The sequence below is a fragment of the Mycobacterium sp. Root135 genome (assembly GCF_001426545.1).
Classification (GTDB): domain Bacteria; phylum Actinomycetota; class Actinomycetes; order Mycobacteriales; family Mycobacteriaceae; genus Mycobacterium.
The window spans coordinates 936,559-959,059 of record NZ_LMEZ01000005.1 but is presented as its reverse complement, the minus strand read 5'-3'; the positions used below and the strand labels follow the sequence as shown (position 1 = coordinate 959,059).

The following is a 22,501-nucleotide window of genomic DNA, read 5'->3' as shown; positions in this document are numbered from 1 at the left end:
GCATGACGACGTACAAAGACGATTCGGTGACGACCGGCAAGCTGACATTGGCCGAGATCCTCGAGGTGCTCACGGCCGGTGACGACCTGAAGTTCACCGCCTACGACGGCAGCTCGGCGGGTCCCGCCGACGCCGAGGTCGGCCTCGATCTGCGCACCCCCCGCGGCACCACCTACTTGGCGACCGCCCCCGGCGAGCTGGGGCTGGCACGCGCGTACGTCTCGGGCGACGTGGTGCCCACCGGCGTTCATCCCGGCGATCCCTACGAGTTGCTGCGCGCACTCGGCGACAAGATGGACTTCAAGCGCCCGTCGGCACGGGTGCTCGCCAACATCGTCAGGTCGATCGGCTTCGAGCATCTGCGACCGATCGCCCCGCCGCCGCAGGAGGCGCTGCCCCGCTGGCGTCGCGTCGCAGAGGGATTGCGGCACAGCAAGACTCGCGACGCCGAAGCAATCCACCATCACTACGACGTGTCGAACACGTTCTACGAGTGGGTGCTCGGGCCGTCCATGACCTACACCTGCGCGGCCTACCCGGACGCCGACGTGACCCTGGAGGAGGCCCAGGACAACAAGTACCGCTTGGTGTTCGAAAAGCTCCGCCTTCAGCCCGGCGATCGACTGCTGGACGTGGGCTGCGGCTGGGGCAGCATGGTGCGCTACGCAGCACGCCACGGCGTCAAGGCCGTCGGCGTGACGCTGTCCAAGGAGCAGGCGGCTTGGGCGCAGAAGGCGATCGCCGAGGAGGGCCTCTCCGATCTCGCCGAGGTCCGTCACGGCGACTACCGCGACGTGCGCGAGTCCGGGTTCGACGCCGTGTCCTCGATCGGGCTGACCGAGCACATCGGCGTGCAGAACTACGCGTCGTACTTCCGGTTCCTCAAGTCGAAGATGCGCACCGGCGCTCTGTTGCTGAACCACTGCATCACCCGTCCGGACAACCGATCCGGGGCGGGCGGCGGCGGCTTCATCGACCGGTACGTCTTCCCCGACGGCGAACTCACCGGGTCCGGCCGAATCATCACCGAGGCCCAAGACGTCGGCCTGGAGGTGGTGCACGAGGAGAACCTGCGCCACCACTACGCGCTGACGCTGCGCGACTGGTGCGCCAACCTGGTCGAGCACTGGGACGAGGCGGTTGCCGAGGTCGGCCTCCCGACCGCCAAGGTGTGGGGCCTCTACATGGCGGGATCGCGTCTCGGATTCGAGACAAATGTCGTTCAGCTGCACCAGGTTCTGGCTGTCAAGCTGGACAACAAGGGCGGCGACGGCGGGCTGCCCTTGCGTCCGTGGTGGAACGCTTAGCGGCGTGCAGCAGCCGGAGCGACCCGGGGAGTGGTCAGACTCCTTCGATCCGCCGGGCGCCCAGTTCGCTTTGCAGTAGTTCCAGCGCGACCTCTTCCGGGTCGCGCCGTGGCACTGCCTCTTCGTGGACGGCTTGGGCGAGCATGCTCTCCTCGTCGTCCTCCTCGACCGGTGGCGGTGCCTCCTCCACCTGACGAGGGCGGGCGACGGGGGCCGGCGCGGTCGGAGAGCCAGCTTCACACCGGATGTTCCAGTCCACGCCGAGCGCGTCCTTCAATGCGTCCCTGATGATCTCGACGTTGCGCAGCTCGTTGAGTCGGGCCGCGAGCGGTGCCGACACGTGACTGAGGACGAGAGTGTCGCCCTCAACCGCGAGCACGACGGCGCCGTCGAGCATGACGTCGGTGGGGCGGCGGCGTTCGCGCACCTTGTCCCGAACGGTCGACCACATGGTGCGGACGGTGGCGGCATCCGGCTGGCCTGGAGCCGCGGGCGCGGCGGCCGTAGGCGCCGGTGGGGTTGGCGGCGCAACGGGCTGCGGGGCCACCGGAGGCGGCGTGGGTGCCACGGGTGGCGGCGGCGCCGCGGGCTCGGGCCGCGCGGGCGGCGACGTGACGGGCGGTGGTGTGACGGCCGGTGGTGCGACCGGCGGCGGCGTCACCGGCGGGGGTGTCTGCTGCGGCGGCGCGGACCGCTCCTCCTGCGGGGGCGGTTCCGACGCCTCAGGGCCGGCGTTGCTCCTGCGCACGAATCGTTTGGCAGGTGCCGCCGCCTCCGCCTCTGCGACGACAGCGGCAGCCTGAGCCGCCTCCCCTGCCGGGATGGAGACGTTCATGCGGGTTTCGAGTCGCTCGATGCGTTGCAGCAGAGCAGCTTCCGTGTCGCTGGCCGAAGGCAGCAGCAGACGGGCGCAGACGACTTCGAGCAGCAGCCGCGGTGCGGTGGCCCCTCGCATTTCGCCCAGCCCCGCGTGGACCACCTCGGCGTAGCGGGTCAGAGTTGCGGAGCCGAGCGTCGCGGACTGTTCCCGCATCCGCTCCACGACGTCGTCCGGTGCGTCGACGACACCGCGCGCCGCGGCGTCGGGAACGGCTTGGAGAACGATGAGGTCCCGGAACCGTTCGAGCAGGTCGACGGCGAACCGACGAGGGTCGTGGCCCGCATCGATGAGCGCCTCGACGGCACCGAACAGCGCCGCCGCGTCTCCGGCGGCGAGCGCGTCGACCGAGGCGTCGATGAGCGCCAGGTCGGTGGCGCCGAGGAGCGACAGCGCTCGCGAGTAGGCCACCTGCTTGCCGTCGGAGCCGGCCAGCAGCTGGTCCAGCACCGACAGGGTGTCGCGTGGCGAGCCGCCGCCGGCGCGGATCACCAGCGGGTAGACCGCGTCGTCGACGCCGACGTTTTCCTGGGCACAGATGCGCTCGAGCAAGCCGCGCATGGTCTTGGGGGCCAGCAGCCGGAACGGGTAGTGGTGGGTGCGCGAGCGGATCGTCGGCAGCACCTTCTCGGGTTCGGTGGTAGCGAACACGAAGATCAGGTGGTCCGGCGGCTCCTCCACGATCTTCAGCAGGGCGTTGAAGCCTGCCGTGGTGACCATGTGCGCCTCGTCGATGATGAAGATGCGGTAGCGCGACTGGGCGGGCGCGTAGAACGCGCGGTCCCGCAGTTCCCGGGTGTCGTCGACGCCGCCGTGGCTGGCCGCGTCGAGTTCGACGACGTCGACGCTGCCCGGTCCGTTGGGTGCCAGCGCGACGCAGGAGTCACAGACACCGCACGGAGTAGGGGTGGGCCCCTGCTCGCAGTTCAACGATCTGGCCATGATGCGGGCCGACGACGTCTTGCCACAGCCGCGCGGACCCGAGAAGAGGTAGGCGTGGTTGATGCGGCCAGACGTCAGTGCGGTCGACAGCGGCTCGGTGACGTGCTCCTGACCGACCACCTCGGCGAAGGTCGCTGGTCGGTACTTGCGGTAGAGAGCCACGGAAGCAGGTTACTCAGGCTGTCCGACGCGTGGCGCCCTAGTCACCCGCGAGCAGCGACTCGGTCGCGGCAAGCAGCGCGCAGGTCGCCAAACCGTCGACCGCCTCGTTGAGATCGGGTACCGACGGAAAGGACGGCGCGATCCGAACGTTCTTGTCTTCGGGGTCTTTTCGGTAGGGGAACGCGGCTCCCGCCTCGGTCACCGCGATGCCGGCGTCCTTGGCGAGGGCGATCGTCCGCCGCGCCGTGCCGGGCCACACGTCGAGGCTGACGAAGTAGCCGCCCTTCGGATCGGTCCACGAGGCAATCTTGGACTCGCCGAGACGGTCCTCGAGGATTTGGCCGACGAGCGCGAACTTGGGCGCCAAAAGCTCCTGATGCTTCTGCATCTGCAGTCGCACCCCGTCGGCGTCGCCGAAGAAGCGAAGGTGACGTAGCTGGTTGACCTTGTCGGGCCCGATCGACTTCTTACCGGCGTGCTGCAGGTACCAGGCGATGTTGCCGAGCGAACCACCGAAGAAGCTGACGCCGGCTCCGGCGAACGTGATCTTCGAGGTCGACGCGAAGACGTAGGGACGGTTCGGGTTGCCCGCCTTGGCGGCCAGTCCCAGCACGTCGACCTGCTTGACGAAGTCGTGGGTCAGCGTGTGCACGACGTAGGCGTTGTCCCAGAACAGGCGGAAATCGCTTGCGGCGGTGCGCATTTGGACCAGGCGTCGCACGTTCTCCCAGGAGTAGGTGACGCCCGTGGGGTTGGAGAACACCGGGACGCACCACATGCCCTTGATGGCGGGGTCGCCGGCGACGAGTTCCTCGATGAGGTCGACGTCGGGGCCGTCCTCGAGCATCGGCACCGGGATCATCTCGATGCCGAAGGCCTCGGTGATGGCGAAGTGGCGGTCGTAGCCGGGCGACGGGCAGAGGAACTTGACCACGGGTTCTTCGATCCACGGCCGCGGCGAGTCGACGGCGCCGTGGAGCAGGGAGAACACCACCAGGTCGTGCATGATCTCGAGGCTCGCGTTGTTGCCCGCAATCAGGTTCTGGACCGGGATGCCGAGCAGTTCACCGAAGATGGCGCGCAGCTCCGGCAACCCGTGCAGGCCGCCGTAGTTGCGGGTGTCGGTGCCCTCACCGTCGCGAAAATCGGTGCCGGGCAGCGTCAACAAGCCGTTGGCGAGGTCGAGCTGCGCGGCCGACGGCTTACCCCTGGTGAGATCCAGGCTGAGCTTCTTGGCCTGCAGATCGGCGTAGTTGCGGCGCTGCAGCTCGTGCTGCGCGTCCAGTTCGTCACGACCGAGGGACAGAAACGACAAGGCAGGCCTTCCGCTGGGCCGTGAATTGAAAGGGGACCCCGCGCACCCGCCAGAGCCCATTGACCCTTGCTGCCTTCCGGCCCTGGGGGAGTTCACAGGATGGACGCCGCGCGGGGTCCGACAGCGAGTGTAATACCCCGGCGTCGGGCACGACGCATGCCGCTCGTGAAGAGCGGGCGGTTCGGTCGGCTAACATGGCCCGCGGAGGATTCGCCTAGTGGCCTATGGCGCTCGCCTGGAACGCGGGTTGGGTTAATAGCCCTCAGGGGTTCAAATCCCCTATCCTCCGCACTGGTCCGGGTACGACCAGGCTCTTTGAGCCTGGTCGTACCTTGACCCTTTGCACGGCCCCACCGACTCGAGGAGGAGTATGCGGCGCTGGATCGCGGTCCTGTGGCACGCATCTTTCTTCGTCATCGCCGGAGCTCTCTACTTCTTCTTCGTCCTGCCCCGCTGGTTCGAGCTGACCGGCGCATGGCCGGCTGGCCTCGGCCTGCCGATGCGCGTCGTATGCGGTGCGCTGATCGGGCTGGCAGCCCTTCCCGTCGTGCTGACGTTCCTGAAGTCCCGGCGACCTGAGTTCGGGACGCCGCAGCTGGCACTCACGTTGAGGTTTTGGTCGATCGTCCTGCAGGTTCTCGCCGGTGCGCTGATCATCGGCGCCGCCGTCAGCGAGATCTGGGTAAGCCTGGACGCCGCTGGTCCGACGTTGTTCGGCATCTACGGCGCGGCGGCGGCGATCGCGGTTCTCGGCGCGCTGAGCTTCTACCTGGCCTACGCCGCCGAACTGCCTCCTCCCCCGCCGAAGCCGCTGCGCCCGAAGGCCCAGACGCGCCGCCGTGGTCGGGGTGCCGGGGACGGTGAACAGGACGAAGTCGACGACGTCAACGACACGGACGACGTCGAGAACACCGAAGCCGAGGTCGTCGACGAGACTCCAGAGGCAGCACCTGTCGGCGAGCCCGTAACGGACACCGAGGTCGAAGACGTCCCGGAACCCGCCGCAGTCGCCGAGACGCCGGAGACCACTGAGGCTGCCGAGGCTGCCGAGGCTGCCGAGGCCAGTGAGCCCGTTGTGGCTGCCGAAACCGCTGAGCCCGTCGATACCGCTGAGCCCACCGATACCGCTGAAACCGCTGAGCCCACCAATACCCCGGAAGACACCGGTAACGCCGACGAGTCCACCGCCGATGAGTCCGATAGCAAGTTGCGCAACCGACGTCCGAGCGGCAAGTCGAATTCGCGGCTGTTCGGACGCTCGCGCCTCTGAGTGGCATTCGACGACTGACCTCACGTGGCCGTTGCGTCGACAGCCCACGGTGTCAACGTCAGAATCGTGGGTAGAACTCCAGCTACACACGGCGGAAGGTGCCCCATGCGCAGGTTCCACACCAGATGGCGATTGGTCGTCGCGGTCGTGGCCACGGTCGTCTCGACGTCGATCGTCGCACCTGCAGTGGCGTCCGCCGCACCCGCCGATCTGTCGAGCGTCGCCGCGCAGGTGGAGCCGACCGTGGCGCGCATCGACACGACCATCAACTACCAGCACGCAATCGGCGCAGGTACGGGCATCGTCTTGGACCAGGGCGGAACCCTGCTGACGAACTTCCACGTCGTGCAGGGTGCGGACAGCATCACCGCGACGGTCGCAGGCCGGGGCTACCCGGCCGATCTGGTCGGTTACGACCGGAACAGAGACATCGCCGTGTTGCAGCTGCGCGGCGCCGGCGGCCTGCCGGTCGCAGTGCTGGGCGATTCGTCGCAGCTCGCGGTGGGAGATCCCGTCGTCGCGCTCGGCAACGCCAGGGGCTCGGGAAGTCCGCTGACACAAGAGGCGGGCGAGGTGGTCGGCTTCGGACGCACCATCAACGCCAAGGACGAGTTGACCGGCAGTTCGAACCAGGCCACCGGGCTGATCGAGTTCGCGGCACCGGTACGCGCCGGTGACTCCGGGGGGCCGATGGTCAACGCGGCAGGCCAGGTCATGGGCGTCACCACCGCGGCGACGGTCAACTTCCGGATGGATCCGGGCGGCTCCGGTTTTGCCATCCCCATCAACGACGCCCTGGCGACGGCCAATCAGATTCGGTCGGGATCGCCGTCGAACACGGTGCACATCGGACCCCCGACGCTGCTCGGGGTCGGCGTGAATTCTCGCAATCAGCCGGACGACCTGCCGGGCGTGATCATCTTCGAGGTGCTCCGCGGCGGTCCGGCTCAGCAGGCGGGTCTGCACGACGGTGACGTCCTGCTCAGCATCGACGGCGAGCAGCTCGGCTCGGCGACGGAGTTGACCAACGTCTTGGACCGCCACTACTCCGGCGACGTCGTCGACCTGGTGTGGATCGACCGGTCGGGCCAGCAGCTCACCGGCAAGGCAACCCTCGCGTCCTGAGGACTGAGTAGATTGGCGCGCATGGCACTTCGATTGCTCCTCGCGTCCGCGCTTGCCGCGGCGGCGACCGCAATGAGCCCGTGGTCGGCCAGCGCCGACCCGTCGAGCCCGGAGCCTGGCTGCCCGGTGACCGATCCCCCGGTGATCAACCGATGCGGGTGGGAGGCGCCCCCTACCCCGGCCCCGCCGCCGCCGGGCGTGAAGGTGTACTTGTGCAAGGACGACTCGTACACGTTCACCCAGAGCCCGAAACGTGGGGCGACCTGCGCGGAGAACGGCGGAGTCAAGCAGTACATCGCCGGCTGACCGTTCCGGACTATCCGGCGTAGCCCTCTTCCCTGGCGGCCTCTTGCAGGTCGTCGCGCGCCCGGGCCACCCGCGAACGAATGGTGCCGATGGGACATCCGCAGACCTCGGCGGCTTCGGCGTAGGTCAGGCCGAGGACCTGCGTAAGCACCAGCGCCTCGCGGCGTTCGGCGTCGAGACCGTCGAGCAGCATCCGGATTTCGACCATCCCCTCGATCCGGTCGCCACCGCGCCGAGCGCCCACCACGTCGTCCAGGTCGAGCACGTAGGCTGGCCGCGGTCGGCTGGTGTTGTACCGAATCTGGTCGACGACCACGCGTCGGGCGATCGACATCAACCAGGTCTTCGCGGTCGAACGGCCGCTGAAACGGGGCAGGGACTTGATCGCCCGTAGGAAGGTTTCCTGCGTCAGATCGTCGGCACTGCCGGGATCGGCCAGGTAGGCGACGGTTCGCCAGACGTCGCGCTGAGTGGCTTCGATGAACATCGTGAGTGCCGCTCGATCGCCTCGGCCCGCAGCCTTGGCGAGCTGGGTCACTCGATCGTCGTTGTCGCTTGTCGCCACGGCTACGGAGCGTAGGCCATGAACGCCGGGAACTCTTCGCCGGACGGAGACGACCAAGTTGTTGGGCACGACGGTGAACAGGAGGTGGAGTCGACGATGTCGACCACGACCGCGGAGGCAGGCGACGACACGGCCGGCGCACACCGCGTACAGCTCGACGTGGACGGCATGTCGTGCGCCGCGTGCGCGGGGCGTGTCGAGTCGGTGCTCAACAAGCTCCCCGGGGTCAGGGCGTCGGTGAACTTCGCCACCCGCGTCGCCACGATCGACGCGGGCTCGGACCTGCCCACCCCGGAGTTGTGCGACGCCGTTCGTCGGGCCGGCTACGAGGCACGGCCACGGACGGCGGGCGGCACCCCCGACGTCGACCCCGACTCCGATCACGCGCGGCACCTGATGATCAGGCTGGCAGTCGCGGCCGTCCTGTTCGTCCCGCTGGCTGACCTGTCGGTGATGTTCGCCGTCGTCCCCAGTACCCGCTTCACCGGCTGGGAGTGGGTGTTGACGGCGCTGGCCGTGCCCGTCGTGACGTGGGCGGCGTGGCCGTTCCACCGGGTCGCGCTGCGCCAGGCTCGCCACGGCACCGCGTCGATGGAGACGCTCATCTCGGTCGGCATCACCGCGGCGACGGTCTGGTCGCTGTACACGGTCTTCGGGAACCACCATTCCGGCGGTGCGGGCCGGGGCATCTGGCAGGCGCTGATCGGCAGCGACGCCATCTACTTCGAGGTCGCGGCGGGTGTGACGGTGTTCGTCCTCGCCGGGCGATACTTCGAGGCCCGCGCCAAGTCCAAGGCGGGCGGAGCGTTGCGCGCGCTGGCCGCGTTGAGCGCCAAGGACGTCGTCATCCTCTTGGACGACGGCTCGGAGATGGTGATCCCGGCCGACGAGCTCAAGGAACAGCACCGCTTCGTGGTGCGACCCGGTCAGACGATCGCCGCGGATGGCCTGGTGATGGAGGGGTCGGCCGCCGTCGACGTGAGCGCGATGACGGGTGAGGCCAAGCCGCTCCGGGCGGCGCCGGGCGGCAGTGTCGTCGGCGGAACGGTCGTCTTGGACGGCAGGTTGATCGTGGAGGCCGCCGCCGTCGGCGCGGACACGCAGTTCGCCGGGATGGTCCGCCTCGTCGAGGAGGCTCAAACCCAGAAGGCCGACGCGCAACGACTGGCCGACCGGATCTCGGCGGTGTTCGTGCCGTGCGTGTTCGCCATCTCGGCGCTGACGGCGATCGCGTGGCTGATCGCCGGCGGCGGTCCCGACCGCGCCTTCTCCGCGGCGTTGGCGGTGTTGGTCATCGCGTGCCCGTGTGCGCTCGGGCTGGCCACTCCGACGGCGATGATGGTGGCGACGGGTCGGGGAGCTCAGCTCGGGATCTTCCTCAAGGGGCACCGATCCCTCGAGGCGACGCGCGCCGTGGACACCGTGGTCTTCGACAAGACCGGCACCTTGACGACGGGTCGACTGACGGTGAGCGCCGTGGTCGCCGCCGACGGCTGGACCGGCGAGGACGTCCTCGCGCTCGCGGCCGCGGTCGAGTCGGCCTCCGAACACGCCGTCGCGATCGCCATTGCGGCGGCCGTTGCCGAGCGCGACGGGGTCGACGACTTTCGGGCGTTGGCAGGCCGTGGTGTGGCGGGCACCGTGGCGGGCCGGGCGGTGCGGGTGGGCAAGCCGTCCTGGATCGCCCCGTCGTGCGAGTCGCCGGTGCTGGTGGCGGCCCGTCGATCCGCCGAGACCCGGGGCGAGACAGTGGTTTTCGTCGAGGTCGACGGCGAGCCGTGCGGTGTCGTCGCGGTGTCCGACACGGTCAAGGACTCGGCGGCCGACGCCGTCGCCGCCCTGCACGCACGTGGGTTGCGCACCATTCTGCTGACCGGCGACAACCCGGAGTCCGCAGCAGCCGTGGCCGCCCGCGTCGGGATCGACGAGGTGATCGCCGACGTGCTACCCGACGGCAAGGTCGACGTGGTCGAGCAGCTCCGCGGCCACGGTCGGGTGGTGGCGATGGTCGGCGACGGCATCAACGACGGGCCGGCGTTGGCCTGCGCCGACCTCGGCATGGCCATCGGCCGCGGCACCGACGTCGCCATCGGTGCCGCCGACATCATCCTCGTTCGTGACGACTTGGCCGTCGTGCCGCAGGCGCTCGACCTCGCGGCGGCCACGATGCGGACGATCAAGGTCAACCTGGTGTGGGCGTTCGGCTACAACGTCGCCGCCATCCCGATCGCGGCGCTCGGACTTCTCAACCCGCTGATCGCCGGGGCCGCGATGGCGTTCTCGTCGTTCTTCGTGGTGTCGAACAGCTTGCGGCTGCGCAACTTTGGGCCTGGCCGCGACGAGGCGGCCGGCACGCGTCGGTGACGGTGTCAGCGGCGGTCGCGGGCCAGATCCCGCAGCATCGCGTTGTACGCGTCGAGTTCGTCGTCGGCGTAGTCGGATTCGGCGTGACGATCGAAGCGTGAGGAGTCGCGCCGGTCCTGACGCGCCCATTGCGCGACGAGCGCAACCACTACCAGGATCACCGGCAGCTCGCTCGACCCCCAGGCGATCGCGCCGCCGAGGTGTTGGTCGTCCTGGATGCTCGACAGCCACGGCAGGCCGACGAAACGGTAGAACTGGTCCCCCATCGCCGTGTCCATCGTCATCGTCGCGATGCCGAAGAATGCGTGAAAGGGCATGACGGCGAACAGAAGTCCGAGCCGGCCGAGGAACGGCAGCCGCCGGGGGCCGGGGTCGATGCCGATGATGCCCCAGAAGAACAGGTAGCCGACGAGCAGGAAGTGCACGCTCATCAGCTCGTGGCCCCAGTGGTAGCGGACAAGCGTGTCGAAGATCGGGGTGAAGTAGACGGCGTACAGGGAGGCGACGAACAGGACGAACGCCACGATCGGGTTGGCGAGGAACGCCGTCACCTTGGAGTGGACCAGCCACAGGATCCATTCGCGCGGACCGGGCGGCTGCCCGTCCCCTGCGGCGGGCAGCGTGCGCAGCGCCAAGGTGACCGGTCCGCCCAGCACCAGAAGTACGGGGACGAACATGTTCAGCGTCATGTGTTCGGCCATGTGCACGCTGAACATCGCCGACCCGTAGGCCTTCACTCCCGAACTGCTGGTGAAGAGCAGCATCAGGCAGCCCGCGAGCCAGGCGACCAGCCGACCTGCAGGCCAGCCGTCACCGCGGCGGCGCAACCGGAGGTAGCCAAACAGATATGCGGCCCCGAGCACGACGGCGCCGATCCCGATGAAGGTGTCGAAGCGCCACGTCGTCAGGATCGTCGTCACGCTGGGCGGATCGGGCAGGGTGTAGCCCAGGAAGACGTCCCACGTGGTGAACGCATGGGTCAGGAACCTCGGGGCGGGCTGGGTCGACATCGCGGCGATCAGCGCCACCACCACGACGACGGCGGTGGCCCCCACGACACGCAGCCAGGTGCCGGGTGCGGTCCCGCCGCGACGCCGTGAGACGTAGGACGCGACGTCGCCGACAAACACCGCCGTCAACGTGGCTGCCGCGACGGCTCCGGCGCGGCCGTACCCCGATCCGGTCAACCCGGCGGGGCCGAGAAGCACCGCCAGCATCGAGGCCCCGTACCCCAGAACGAGTGCACCACTCGCAATCTCGACGATCAGCAGACGGTTCGTCAGTTGCTCGTCGGGCCGCTTCAAGGCCGCGGCGACCTTGACGCCGACGAGCGCCGCCAGAGCGACGGCGAACACGATCGCGGCGCTGGTCGCGTAGTCGTGATCAGGCCCCTGGCCGGCGTTTCCGCTGACCGGCAGGGCCACGACGCCCACCAGGGCTGGCAGTAGCAGAACCACGTGGGTGATCCACCGCACGGACATTCGCGCGGCAACGGCCACGATCACCGCCACCACGGCTACCGCGACCCACGCCCTGGCCATCTCGGAGGCCAGGACGGCGTCGGTGAGCATCCCGCTGCCGAACAACTGCAGCACCGGCGCGCCCGCGTCGGCGGCGGCTTGCACCACGACCATCGCGGCGGCGGCGAAAGCCCAAGCCGCCGAAGCGCGCTCGACGACGAGGTGCGCACGGAAGGCGTGTTCGTCGATGACGCCGCGCGCATCAGGGCGCGACGTGACGACCACGAACAGCAGCCCGCCCAAGCACAGGGCGCCCGCCAACGTCGCCGTGAAGTACCCCAGCGGTTCGGCGACGGCGGTGAGGACGCCGGGGTAGGCGTCGCCGGTCGACGCGTATATCCGCGCTCCGGCGACGAGGGCGTACCACGTCAGCCCCGCCACCGCGACGGCGTAGCCGGCGGCGAGCACGAGAACTGGCCGAACCGACACTTTTCCGTCCTTCCACTGATTGGGTCCAGACTACGACTGTCCGTCGTAGTGATCGGCGGGCGTCGGAACTTTTCGCCGGTCGGCTCCGACCATTGAGACGAACGCCATGCTGACCGCCCGACGAAGGACGTAGACGACGCGATGATTCAGGACCTGCTGCTGCGCTGGGTCGTCACGGTGCTGTTCGCGTTGAGCGCGGCCGAATCCGTCTACGCGATGGCCACCGGCCGACGGGTGTGGACGCACATCGTCGGCCACTCGTTGCACCTCGCGATGGCCGTCGCGATGGTGATCATGGCGTGGCCACGCGGCGCCGCGTTGCCGACCTCCGGCGCGATGATCTTCTTCCTGCTCGCGACGGTGTGGTTCGTCGTCGTGACCCTCGTTCAGTCCGGGCATCGCGGTATCAACGCCTATCACGCGGCGATGATGTTGGCGATGGCCTGGATGTATGCCGTGATGAGCGGCGGTCTGCTGCCGACGCCGGCCGAGGGCACGGCATCCGGCGGGGAACCGGCCGCCCATCACGGCTCGTCGGCGTCGAGCATGCCCGGTATGGACATGCCTGGCGCGCCGTCAGCCCCCGACGGCGTAGGAGAGCCGCCGTTCATCACCGGGTTGAACTGGTTGTGCGCCATCGGATTCACCGTCGCGGTGGGGTGGTGGCTCTACCGATACTTCGTGGCGCGCAAGGCCGAGCCGACGCAGCCCTCACACCGGTTCCTGGGCACCGCATCCCAGGTCATGATGGCCGCGGGTATGGCGATCATGTTCGCCGTCATGCTCTAGCGGCGTCAGGCGGCCGAACCGTCGGTGGGCCACAGGTGTCCGCGCCTTCTACCCCGGGACGCGTTGTCCGGCAACACGATCTCGGGCTCCGGCGCGGCAGCTGCTTCGGGGCGCGGGCCGACGGTGCTGCGCCACACCAGGATCGCCAGAACCGCACCGAGGACGACGGGAAGGTGCGTCAAAACCCGCATCGCGGTGACCTCCCCGGACATCGCGTCGGCGACGACGTATGCCGTCAACACTGCGACGAACACGCCGAGCACCCCCGCCAGTCCCGCGGCGGCGGCGGGCCACGTCGCCGCGCCGACCATGACGACGCCGAGGGTGATCGACCACGCCGTGGATTCGTTGAGGAGGTGGCCGCCGGATCCCATGCCGTGGTCGTGGCTCAACCCGACGCTCACGCCGAGAGCCTGCACGGCGCCGACGACGAGCTGCACCAGGCCGACCCCCAGCAGCGCCCAACGTTGCCAGGACGCCCGCATCCGCGGCAGTCTCTTGACCGGGTCCTCGGCGGCACCCGCGAGGGCCACCGGCCGATGGGCCATCCGGTGAAGGCTCGCGGCCTGACCGGTCGCACGGTCGAACCAGACCCGGCAATCGGCACATTGGTCGAGGTGCTCGTCGACGCGGGCAGCAGGCACCGGCTCGTGCTCGCCGTCGATCCGCGCCGACAACGCCTCGCGGGCCACCTCGCATTCCACGGCTCTATAGTCGCGGAATCGAGCCGGATTGTTCCCGGCACCCCGCGATTCGTCGGACGCCCGATCGCCTCGATGGCGGCATTAGTCGCACTCCACGACCAAAAAGTTCCCGATGAAACTTTCGTTTGCCCAGTTGGAGCGGGTATGGGACGGTGTCCCGGCAGACGCCGCCTGCCCGCCGGGAACAGTCCCACGGCTCGCGAATCCCACTGGAGGTCCACACCCGCAATGGCCGTCACGGAAACCGCAACACACGCCTCGGCCCCGGCGTCGACCAAGGGTGCGCATCGCGCGTTCTTCCTGCGGCTGCACTTCTACGCCGGCCTCTTCGTCGGCCCATTCCTTCTGATCGCGGCCCTCAGCGGCGGGCTGTACGCCGTCGCCCCGAGCATCGAGCAACTGGTCTACCGCCACTATCTGCACGTCGACTCGACCGGTCCCGCGTTGCCGGTCTCCGACCAGATTCGGGTGGCGCAGGAGGTTCGTCCGGACCTCGACGTGACTGCCGTGCGGCCGGCCACTGCACCCGGGGACACGACGCGGGTGATGTTCGGCGATCCGACGCTGGGACCGTCCGAACGGCTCGGCGTGTTCGTCGACCCGGTGACGGGGCAATCGCTGGGCCAGCTGACCGTCTACGGCAGCAGCGGCTCGTTGCCCGTCCGCACCTGGATCAGCAACTTGCATCGGAACCTCCACCTGGGTGAGCCCGGTCGCCTGTACAGCGAACTTGCCGCGTCGTGGCTGTGGATCATCGCCCTCGGCGGAGTCATCCTGTGGGTCGGCCGTTACCGTCGGACCAGGCGCCAGCGCCCCGCAGAGGCGCGTCTGCTCACCGTCGACCGAAGCGCACGGGGACGCGCGCTGACCATGAACTGGCATGGTGCGGTGGGTCTTTGGATTGCCGCGGGACTGTTCTTCCTGGCGGCGACCGGCCTCACGTGGTCGACGTACGCCGGTGCGAACGTCGACGCGTTGCGCGCGGCGATGTCGTGGACCACGCCCACCGTCGCGACCGCCGGGGATCCGGAGCACGCCGGGCACGGCGCGACCACCGAACCGGATTCGGCTGCAGCGCCTTCCGAGCCTCGCATCGGAGAGGTCGACCGGGTGTTGCAGGCGGCGCGGGCCGCGGGGATCGACGGCAAGGTCGAGGTGAGCATTCCCTCCCTGCCTGACACGGCGTTCACGGTGACGCAGACCCGCCAGCCGTGGGTTCTCTCGAACAGCACCGTTGCGGTCGACGGTACGACCGGAAAGATCACCGACGCAACGTGGTTCGCCGACTGGCCGCTTGCCGCGAAGTTGTCCGCGTGGGGCATTCAACTGCACATGGGAACGCTGTTCGGGGTGGCCAATCAGCTCGTGTTGGTCGCCCTGGCGGCCGCGCTGGCCACCGTCGTCGTCCGCGGCTATCTGATGTGGTGGCGGCGCAGACCCACTCGTGGAGCCGGCCCGGGCGGACGACCACCCCGACGTGGGGCGCTCACGCAGCTTCCGCCGGGTGCCGCGGTGGCGGTGGTGATGATCGCCGCGGCGGTTGGCTGGTTCGTTCCGCTGTTCGGGCTCAGCCTCGTGGCGTTCGTCGCCGTGGACGTGGCCGTCGGGTTCGTCCGACGGGCCGCTCCCCAACCTTCCGGGAACTAGGGCGGCCGACGGCGCGACTAATGCGGTGAGTGTCATGAATCGCGTCGCTGGCCAGCCAGGGCGCCCAGCCCCAAGGGGACGTTTTGAGCACGACAGCCGCCTCGACTCGCCACGGTGACGCCGCCGTCCTGCGCCGGATCTTTCGACTGCACTTTTGGGTCGGCCTGTTCGCAGCGCCAGTGCTGGTGGTCCTTGCCTGCACGGGCTTGGTGATCCTGTACAGCCAACCGCTTGACCACTGGCTCAATGGCGACCTGTTCACCGTCGCCCAGGGGTCGACCACGGTGCCGCTGGACGAGCAGGTGGCCACCGCGCAGCGACAGGTCGGCGCGGGCTACACGCTGGACGCCGTCACCCCGCCCGATGCCCCCGACCATTCGACGCGGGTCGACTTCCTGCCCCCGGACGGTCCCCCGATCGGCGAAGCCAACGCCACGCAGGTCTTCGTCGACCCCTACACCGGGCGGTATCTGGGTCGACGGAGCGAACTGTCCGGGCTGGTCGGATACGCCAACCAACTGCACCGGATGTTCGGCAACGACGGGCCGAAGGTGCAGCTGCCGTCGTTGGGGCACCTCGTCGACCCGGTGTCGTATCCGAACGCCACCATTCCCGTTGGTGTGGGCAATCTTTGGATGGAACTCACCGCGGGATGGATCTTGGTGTTGCTCGCCAGCGGCCTCTACCTGTGGTGGCCGAGGGCCATTCAGAGCGCCAAGCCGCTGCTGAAGCTCCGCTGGGGCAAGGGCGGCCGGATCCGCTGGCGCGATCTGCATTCGCTCACCGGGGTGGTGCTCTCCGTCGTCCTGATCTGTTACGTCCTGTCCGGGCTGACGTGGTCGCGGTACTGGGGTGAGAACTGGCGGGCGTTCTCCGCCACCGTCGCCCCGTCCGTCTCCGTCGCCGCACCGTCAACGCCCGCGAAGATGGGCGACTACGACAGGTTGGGTCGGCGCATCGCGTGGGCGGCCACCGACGACCCGGTGTACGCCTCGCAACCCGGCGGCCCGACGTCGGCTCGAATCTCGTTCGCCGGCGTCGACCGGATCGCCAAGAGCGAGAACATGATTCCCGGATACGCGATCATCCCGCCGTCGGATTCCACCGAGGGCGGCGAAACCGTCTACGGCAGTTACACGGTCGTGAACCGGTGGCCGCAGAAACTGTCCGAGCAGAGGACGCTCTACCTCGACCAGTTCACCGGGGCGACCATCACCAACGCGACCGCCGCCCAGGATGGCGCGTTGTCGCGGCTCACAAGTTTCGGCATCGCGATGCACATGGGCAATCAGCTCGGGGTGCTGACCCGTATCTCTGCCACCCTCGCGTGCCTCGGGGTTCTGGTCAGCGTGCTGACCGGATTCCTGATGTGGTGGAAGCGCCGGCCCGCAGGAGGCACGGGGCTGCCCGGTCCGGCCAGCGACGCCACCCGAGCCGCCACTCCCAAGCACGTGGTCAAGGCGGTGTCGATCGCGGCGGTCGCGTTGGGGGTGCTCTATCCGGCGTTCGGCGTGTCACTGCTCATGGTGCTGGGGGTGGAAGCCGTTCTCGCCGTTCGCCGCCGGGCACGCGCCGAGGAGGTCGAGCCCGTCCGTGCGGACGACGGCGGTGAGGACGTTCCCGTCGGCGCGTTGCAGTGACTACGACAGCGTGGGATTCAGAAAGACGTACAGCGTGGCGATCTTGCCGTCGCGGACCAAGAGAACGTCCAACCCGGTGTACTCCGGGTCTTCGTCTTTGAGGCCCGAGCCCCACGCGACGATTCCCGCGTCCTGCACCACCTGGGGCTCTCCGCTATGGGTGTAGACGTAATCCGGATGCGTCGCGCGCAGATCACCGGCGAAATCGTTCAGGGCGTCGTGCCCGACATATGTTCCGTCTGGTGTGACGACCACGCAGTCGTCGGTGTAGAAGTCCTCGATCGCGGCGCGCCGACGCCGCATATCGCCCTCTCCGAAGACCTCCTGAAGATTCCGGGCGAGCAGTTCAAGTGTTCGTTCGGTAGCAGTCATGGTCCGCCCCTCAACCCAAGGGTGTCGACCTTCACGACACCGACACCACACCAAACGGACTTCAGTCCTGTTTGATTCCGCCTCTAGTGGCGGTCCTGGCCTGCCGGGTTGCCGTCCGCGTCCCAATGCTCCGCTACCTTCTTACTCGGCTGCACGCGCGGCGGCTCGCCAGGCATCTTGGGATAGCTCGGCGGGTAGGGCAGGTCGGCGAGGCCACGCTCCTCGTCGGCGGCCACCATCTCCAGCAGCGGCTCGATGGAGTGCGCCACCTTCTCGATGTCAGCCCACGGATCCGTCCGGCTGGCAACGAGTTTCGGCACGGTGGCGATCGTGTAGTCGTCGGGGTCGGCCCCGGACAGGTCTGCCCACGACAGCGGCGTGGACACCGTGGCGATCTGAGTGCGCCGCGCCGAGTACGCCGACGCGAAGGTGCGGTCGCGCGCATTCTGGTTGTAGTCGATGAAGAGCCGCTCGCCCCGCTCCTCCTTCCACCACGACGTCGTCACCCGGTCCGGCGCGCGCCGCTCCACCTCGCGGGCCAGCGCTATACCCGCCCGCCGGACGGCAATGAAGTCCCAGTCCGGCCTGATGCGAATGAACACGTGCACGCCGCGGCCACCGGAGGTCTTCGGGTAGCCGACGAGGCCGAGTTCGTCGAGCACGGGTTTGAGCACCTCGACGGCGATCTCGGCCGCGTCCGTGAAGTCGGTGCCCGGCTGCGGGTCCAGGTCGACGCGCAGTTCGTCGGGGTGTTCGACGTCGGGGCACCGCACCTGCCACGGGTGGAACGTGACGGTGCCCATCTGCGCGGCCCACGCGATCGCCGAGGGGTGCGCCACCTTGAGGGCATCGGCGGTCCGGCCTGACGGGAAGGTCACCTGGCACGTCTCCAGGTAATCGGGATGCTTTGCGGGAACACGCTTCTGGTAGATCTCCTCGCCTTCGATACCGTCGGGGAAGCGCTGCAGATGCGTGGGACGGTCCCGCAGCGCCGCAACCATCGGCTGCGCGACCGCGAGGTAGTAGTCGAAGAGCACCCGCTTGGTGCCACCGGCGCCAAGCTTGGGGAAGTACACCTTGTCCGGGCTGGTCAACCGGACGGCCACGCCGTCCACGTCGACTTCGGTTGCAGGACTTGCCATTCAGCTCTCCAATACGTCGGACAGGTCGTAGTTCAGCGGGACGTCGAGCTGAGCGAAGGTGCAGCTTGCGGGCTCGCGGTCGGGCCGCCAGCGCATGAACTTCACCGCGTGCCGAAAGCGCCGACCGCTGTGGCCGTTGCCCTCCATCTGGTCGTAGGCCACCTCGGCGACCCGCTCCGGGCGCACGGGAATCCACCGCTTGTCGGCCGCGGAGTTCCACCGGCTGGGGTCGCCGTCACGCGCGTCGCCGTCGCGTAGCGGCTCCAGCTCGGCCAGTAGCTTGATGCGGTCCTTGACGCTGAACGATGCTGCGCCGCCGATCATCTGCAGCTCGCCGCCCTCGTCGTACAGCCCGAGCAGAATCGACCCGACACCCTCGCCGCTCTTGTGCACGCGGTATCCGATGGCGACGCAGTCGGCGTCGCGCTTGTGCTTGACCTTGACCATGTCGCGCTTGCCGGGGAGGTAGCGACCGTCGAGCCGCTTGGCGATCACCCCGTCCAGTCCGGCCCCCTCGAAGGTGGTCAGCCACTGCGTGCCGAGCTGAGGGTCCTCGGTGGTGCGGGTGACGTGGCACCACGTCTTCTCATTGACCAGCTCTAGCAGCGCCTCCCGGCGGAGGCGAAACGGTTGGTCGAGCAGCGACCGGTCGGCGGTGGCCAGCGCGTCGAATCCGATGAAGTGCGCGGGCGTCTGCTCGGCCAACATGGTTACGCGGCTCTCGGCGGGATGGATGCGCTGGCTCAGCGACTCCCAGTCAAGGCGGATGCGGCCGTCGATCTCCCGGGGCACGACGACCTCGCCGTCGAGGACGCAGCGGGGCGCCAGCTCGTCACGCAGCGACTGGACGAGTTCGGGGAAGTACCGTCCGAGTTCCTTGCCGCTGCGCGATTGCAGCACCACGTCGTCGCCGTCGCGGAACACCAGCGCGCGGAAGCCGTCCCACTTGGGCTCGTAGGACCAGACACCGGCATCGTCGGGCACGTTGACGGCCGCCTTGGCCAGCATCGGCTCGAGTGGCGGGACGACCGGAAGGTTCATGGTCTTCATACTCACCTAGACCCCTGTACCCAAACAATGTCATCGCGAAGTCCAGCTCACCCGAACAGGCCTGACCCGCGCAGGCTTTCTCCGTACGCCTTGAGATCGGCGGCGAAGAGCTGGGGTTGCTCGAAGGCGGCGAAGTGACCGCCGCGGTCCTGATGTGTGTAGTGCACCAGGTTGTAGTGCTTCTCCGCCCAGACTCGGGGCGTCTGAAGGATCTCGCACGGGTACACCGCATAACCGGTCGGGACGTCGACCCGCCCTTGCCACGGACTCAGGGCACCGGTGCCTGCCCGGGCCGATTCGCAGTAGAGGCGCGCGGCCGACGTCGCAGTGCGCGTGAGCCAGTACATCATCAGGTTGTCGATCAGCCGGTCGGTGCCGACCGGCATACCCTCGCGGGTATCGCACCACGCGGCGAACTTCTCCAGGATCCACCCGGCCAGCCCGATCGGCGAGTCGTCCAGGCCGAAGCCGACCGAGTGAGGCCGCGTCGACTGCACGTCCATGTACGCGGTGCCGTCGACGACTTGGGCGGATGTCCGGACGATCGCGGCGATCTCGTCCTCGGTGACGCCGTCCATCGCGTCAGCGGCGCCTTCCAACGGCAACGCGAACAACATGTTGGTATGAATGGCAACGACATTCGGCGTGAAGTGCTCGCCGAGGTATCGCGTGACCAACGCGCCCCAGTCACCGCCCTGAGCGACATAGCGGTCGTACCCGAGCTGAGCCATGACGTCGGCGACCGCGGCGGCCACCCTGGCCACGTCGATCCCCCGCTCACTGGTCGGGCCGGAGAATCCGTAGCCAGGCATCGACACGACGACGAGGTGAAAGCGCTCGGTGAGCATGGGAAGCGCGTCGAGGAACTCGACGATCGACCCGGGCCAGCCGTGGGTGAGAACCAGCGGGATGGCGTCGGGGTCGGCTGACCGAGTGTGAAGAAAATGCACCCGCTGCCCGGCGGCGACGGTGGTGAACGAGCCCCACCCATTCAGTTCGGATTCGGTTCGCCGCCAGTCATATCCGTTGGCCCATCTGTCGATCACCGTGCGCAAGAAGGCCTGGTCGGTTCCGTAGTCCCCGCCTGCCCCGTCGATCTCGGCAGGCCAGCGGGCGGATTCGAGCCTGCGCTGCAGATCGTCGAGGTGCTCTTGGGCAACGGCGATGGGGTAAGGCATGACGGTGACGGTGGTGGGCATGGTTCAGCGCGCTCCGCGCACCAGCCGACCCGGACGCGCACCGGTGTCGGTGCCATGGCGACGCGTCACGACCCCGCTGACGATCGTCGCGTCGTAGCCGGATGCCCCCTGGACCAACCGGTGACCACCCGCGGGCAGGTCGTAGGCCATCCGCGGAGCGTGCAACGTGAGGGCCTTCATGTCGATGACGTTCATGTCGGCCTTCTTTCCGACGCCGATGACCCCGCGGTCGTTCAGACCGAACAGCGCCGCGGTGTCGTGCGCCTGCTTGCGGATGACGTACTCCAGCGGCAGCGTGTCGCCCCGATGGCGATCCCGCGCCCAGTGCGTCAACAGGAACGTCGGATACGACGCGTCGCAGATCATGCTGCAGTGCGCTCCTCCGTCGGACAGTCCCATCACGCCCGCGGGGTGGGTCATCATCTCGCGGATCGCATCGTGATTTCCGTTGGAGTAGTTGAACATCGGGAACATCAACATGTTGCCGGCGTCGGCCTCCAACATGAGGTCGTACATCGCCGCCAGCGGATCCTGTCCCCGCTGTCGCGCGATGGTGGCCACCGTGTCTTCGTCGGTAGGTTCGTAGTTGGGCGGCTCCCCGAGGTAATACAGCCGCTCGGTCACGTTCTGCGCCAGCGCGAACATGCCGTCGAACAGCTTCGTCGGATCGATCGGCAAGTCGTCTTCGGACAGGATCGCCTGTCGCACAGCGGGTTCAGCCAATCGGGCGGCGAGCTCTTCGCGGGTGCACTCGGCCTTCAACCGCCGATAGGTGGGGCGGTGGGTGAAGGCGTGATGCCCGGGGAAACCGAGCAGCATGCCGAACGGGCGGGCGGCGATCTGCGGGTGCAGCCGGCTGCCCGCCTCGTGCGCGGCTGCCGAGATGTCGAGTTGTTCGCGCCACAGGTTCGGGTCGGCGTCGACCTGGATCAACGCGAAGCTGAGCGCGCAGTCGATCTCGGAGCCGAGCCGTCGCATCCATTCCAGTTCCTTCTTCGGTGCGACGATGTCCTCCCCCGCCGCGCCCTGCGGGGCGAGTTCGAACACGCCCGCCCCGCCGGCAGCCATGGCGTGGCCGAGGGCGAACAGTTCATCCTCGGCCGCATACGTCCCCGGGACGGGCTCGCCGTCCATCGCGCGGTGCGCGATCGTGCGCGACGACGAGAAGCCCAGTGCGCCGGCCTCCGCGGCTTCGCGGACCAACCGGCTCATCGCGGCGATGTCGTCCGGGGTGGCCGCTTCGTTGCGGGCCCCGCGCTCCCCCATCGCATATGCCCGCACCGTGCCGTGCGCGATCTGGCTGCCAAAGTCGACGGCGAGTTCTTGTTTGCCGATCACGTCGAGGTACTCCGCGTAGCTCTCCCAGCCCCACGTCATTCCCTCGGTAAGCGCCGTTCCGGGGATGTCCTCGACACCCTCCATCAGCGCGATCAGCCATTCCTCGCTGCCAGGCCGCACCGGTGCGAAGCCGACGCCGCAGTTGCCCGCCACGACCGTGGTGACACCGTGATTGCTCGACGGTTCCAACACGCTGTCCCAGGTGACCTGACCGTCGTAGTGGGTGTGGATGTCGACGAAACCCGGCGCTACGATCCTGCCCGTGGCGTCGATCGTCTCGGTGGCGTTGCCCTCCAGCGGTGGATCGGAGGGTCCGCGACGACGGATCTCGACGATCTTGCCGTCCTTGACCGCCACGTCCGCCGTGAATCGGTCGGCTCCCGTGCCGTCCACCACGGTTCCGCCGGTGATCTTCAGGTCGAACACGTTTCCTCCTCG

The 22,501-nt window shown here is 68.4% G+C and carries 18 protein-coding genes, 1 tRNA gene and 1 other RNA gene; 9 read left to right on the top strand and 11 right to left on the bottom strand.

All coding sequences use genetic code 11. The features are described 5' to 3' along the window. Positions 1-2 precede the first annotated feature (2 nt). Positions 3-1,307, top strand: coding sequence for a class I SAM-dependent methyltransferase (locus ASD37_RS15700; RefSeq protein WP_056552506.1), 1,305 nt, complete (start codon positions 3-5; stop codon positions 1,305-1,307). Positions 1,308-1,341: 34 nt separating this feature from the next. On the opposite strand, the gene ASD37_RS15695 is transcribed toward ASD37_RS15700, so the two are convergent. The 3 genes from ASD37_RS15695 to ffs all read right to left on the bottom strand — a co-directional run bounded on the left by ASD37_RS15695 (position 1,342) and on the right by ffs (position 4,726). Beyond that, positions 1,342-3,288 carry a DNA polymerase III subunits gamma/tau gene (locus ASD37_RS15695; RefSeq protein WP_056552504.1) on the bottom strand — a complete coding sequence of 649 codons (1,947 nt, stop codon included), beginning with the start codon at positions 3,286-3,288 and terminating at the stop codon, positions 1,342-1,344. A 37-nt stretch (positions 3,289-3,325) separates the two neighbouring features. Then, positions 3,326-4,603, bottom strand: coding sequence for an aminotransferase class I/II-fold pyridoxal phosphate-dependent enzyme (locus tag ASD37_RS15690; protein ID WP_056552501.1), 1,278 nt, complete (start codon positions 4,601-4,603; stop codon positions 3,326-3,328). 26 nt (positions 4,604-4,629) lie between these two features. Continuing rightward, an RNA gene (gene ffs / locus ASD37_RS30985) (signal recognition particle sRNA small type) lies at positions 4,630-4,726 on the bottom strand. Between the two features lie 80 nt (positions 4,727-4,806). Between ffs and ASD37_RS15685 the strand changes: the two genes are divergently transcribed. The 4 genes from ASD37_RS15685 to ASD37_RS15670 all read left to right on the top strand — a co-directional run bounded on the left by ASD37_RS15685 (position 4,807) and on the right by ASD37_RS15670 (position 7,304). Further along, a tRNA-Ser gene (locus ASD37_RS15685) sits at positions 4,807-4,892 on the top strand. 81 nt (positions 4,893-4,973) lie between these two features. Next, on the top strand, positions 4,974-5,873 hold the full coding sequence (locus ASD37_RS15680) for a hypothetical protein (RefSeq protein WP_056552499.1): 900 nt from the start codon (positions 4,974-4,976) through the stop codon (positions 5,871-5,873). A gap of 105 nt (positions 5,874-5,978) precedes the next feature. Beyond that, complete coding sequence (locus ASD37_RS15675) at positions 5,979-6,998, top strand: S1C family serine protease (RefSeq protein ID WP_056552496.1); 1,020 nt, start codon at positions 5,979-5,981, stop codon at positions 6,996-6,998. 21 nt (positions 6,999-7,019) lie between these two features. Beyond that, complete coding sequence (locus ASD37_RS15670; protein ID WP_056552494.1) at positions 7,020-7,304, top strand: hypothetical protein; 285 nt, start codon at positions 7,020-7,022, stop codon at positions 7,302-7,304. A gap of 10 nt (positions 7,305-7,314) precedes the next feature. On the opposite strand, the gene sigC is transcribed toward ASD37_RS15670, so the two are convergent. Beyond that, positions 7,315-7,869: an RNA polymerase sigma factor SigC gene (sigC, locus tag ASD37_RS15665; RefSeq protein WP_056552492.1), complete on the bottom strand. Its 555-nt coding sequence runs from the start codon at positions 7,867-7,869 to the stop codon at positions 7,315-7,317. A gap of 96 nt (positions 7,870-7,965) precedes the next feature. Here sigC and ASD37_RS15660 point away from each other — a divergent pair, with 96 nt between their 5' ends. Beyond that, positions 7,966-10,233, top strand: coding sequence for a cation-translocating P-type ATPase (locus ASD37_RS15660; RefSeq protein WP_056553456.1), 2,268 nt, complete (start codon positions 7,966-7,968; stop codon positions 10,231-10,233). 5 nt (positions 10,234-10,238) lie between these two features. On the opposite strand, the gene ASD37_RS15655 is transcribed toward ASD37_RS15660, so the two are convergent. Further along, complete coding sequence (locus ASD37_RS15655; protein WP_056552489.1) at positions 10,239-12,182, bottom strand: cytochrome c oxidase assembly protein; 1,944 nt, start codon at positions 12,180-12,182, stop codon at positions 10,239-10,241. Positions 12,183-12,323: 141 nt separating this feature from the next. Here ASD37_RS15655 and ASD37_RS15650 point away from each other — a divergent pair, with 141 nt between their 5' ends. Next, positions 12,324-12,971 (top strand): DUF5134 domain-containing protein, encoded by a 648-nt coding sequence (locus tag ASD37_RS15650; RefSeq protein WP_056552488.1) that lies wholly within the window; start codon positions 12,324-12,326, stop codon positions 12,969-12,971. 5 nt (positions 12,972-12,976) lie between these two features. Here the strand turns inward: ASD37_RS15650 and ASD37_RS15645 are convergent, their stop codons facing one another. Further along, positions 12,977-13,675 carry a zf-HC2 domain-containing protein gene (locus tag ASD37_RS15645; protein ID WP_056552486.1) on the bottom strand — a complete coding sequence of 233 codons (699 nt, stop codon included), beginning with the start codon at positions 13,673-13,675 and terminating at the stop codon, positions 12,977-12,979. 228 nt (positions 13,676-13,903) lie between these two features. Between ASD37_RS15645 and ASD37_RS15640 the strand changes: the two genes are divergently transcribed. Then, on the top strand, positions 13,904-15,322 hold the full coding sequence (locus ASD37_RS15640; RefSeq protein WP_056552484.1) for a PepSY domain-containing protein: 1,419 nt from the start codon (positions 13,904-13,906) through the stop codon (positions 15,320-15,322). An 83-nt stretch (positions 15,323-15,405) separates the two neighbouring features. Beyond that, the gene (locus ASD37_RS15635) at positions 15,406-16,962 is read left to right on the top strand and encodes a PepSY domain-containing protein (RefSeq protein WP_082570161.1); all 1,557 of its coding nucleotides are present in this window, start codon (positions 15,406-15,408) and stop codon (positions 16,960-16,962) included. Here ASD37_RS15635 and ASD37_RS15630 read toward each other — a convergent pair whose 3' ends face one another. From ASD37_RS15630 to ASD37_RS15610, 5 genes are all read right to left on the bottom strand, one after another. Further along, entirely contained in the window at positions 16,963-17,334 is a 372-nt protein-coding gene (locus ASD37_RS15630; RefSeq protein ID WP_056552482.1) for a nuclear transport factor 2 family protein, read from the bottom strand. An 83-nt stretch (positions 17,335-17,417) separates the two neighbouring features. Then, positions 17,418-18,476 carry a non-homologous end-joining DNA ligase gene (ligD, locus tag ASD37_RS15625; RefSeq protein WP_056552479.1) on the bottom strand — a complete coding sequence of 353 codons (1,059 nt, stop codon included), beginning with the start codon at positions 18,474-18,476 and terminating at the stop codon, positions 17,418-17,420. After that, positions 18,477-19,526, bottom strand: a complete 1,050-nt coding sequence (locus ASD37_RS15620) for an ATP-dependent DNA ligase (protein WP_056552478.1) — start codon at positions 19,524-19,526, stop codon at positions 18,477-18,479. 47 nt (positions 19,527-19,573) lie between these two features. Beyond that, entirely contained in the window at positions 19,574-20,725 is a 1,152-nt protein-coding gene (locus tag ASD37_RS15615) for an epoxide hydrolase family protein (RefSeq protein WP_082570160.1), read from the bottom strand. 3 nt (positions 20,726-20,728) lie between these two features. Continuing rightward, positions 20,729-22,489, bottom strand: a complete 1,761-nt coding sequence (locus tag ASD37_RS15610; RefSeq protein WP_056552476.1) for an amidohydrolase family protein — start codon at positions 22,487-22,489, stop codon at positions 20,729-20,731. Positions 22,490-22,501 lie beyond the last annotated feature (12 nt).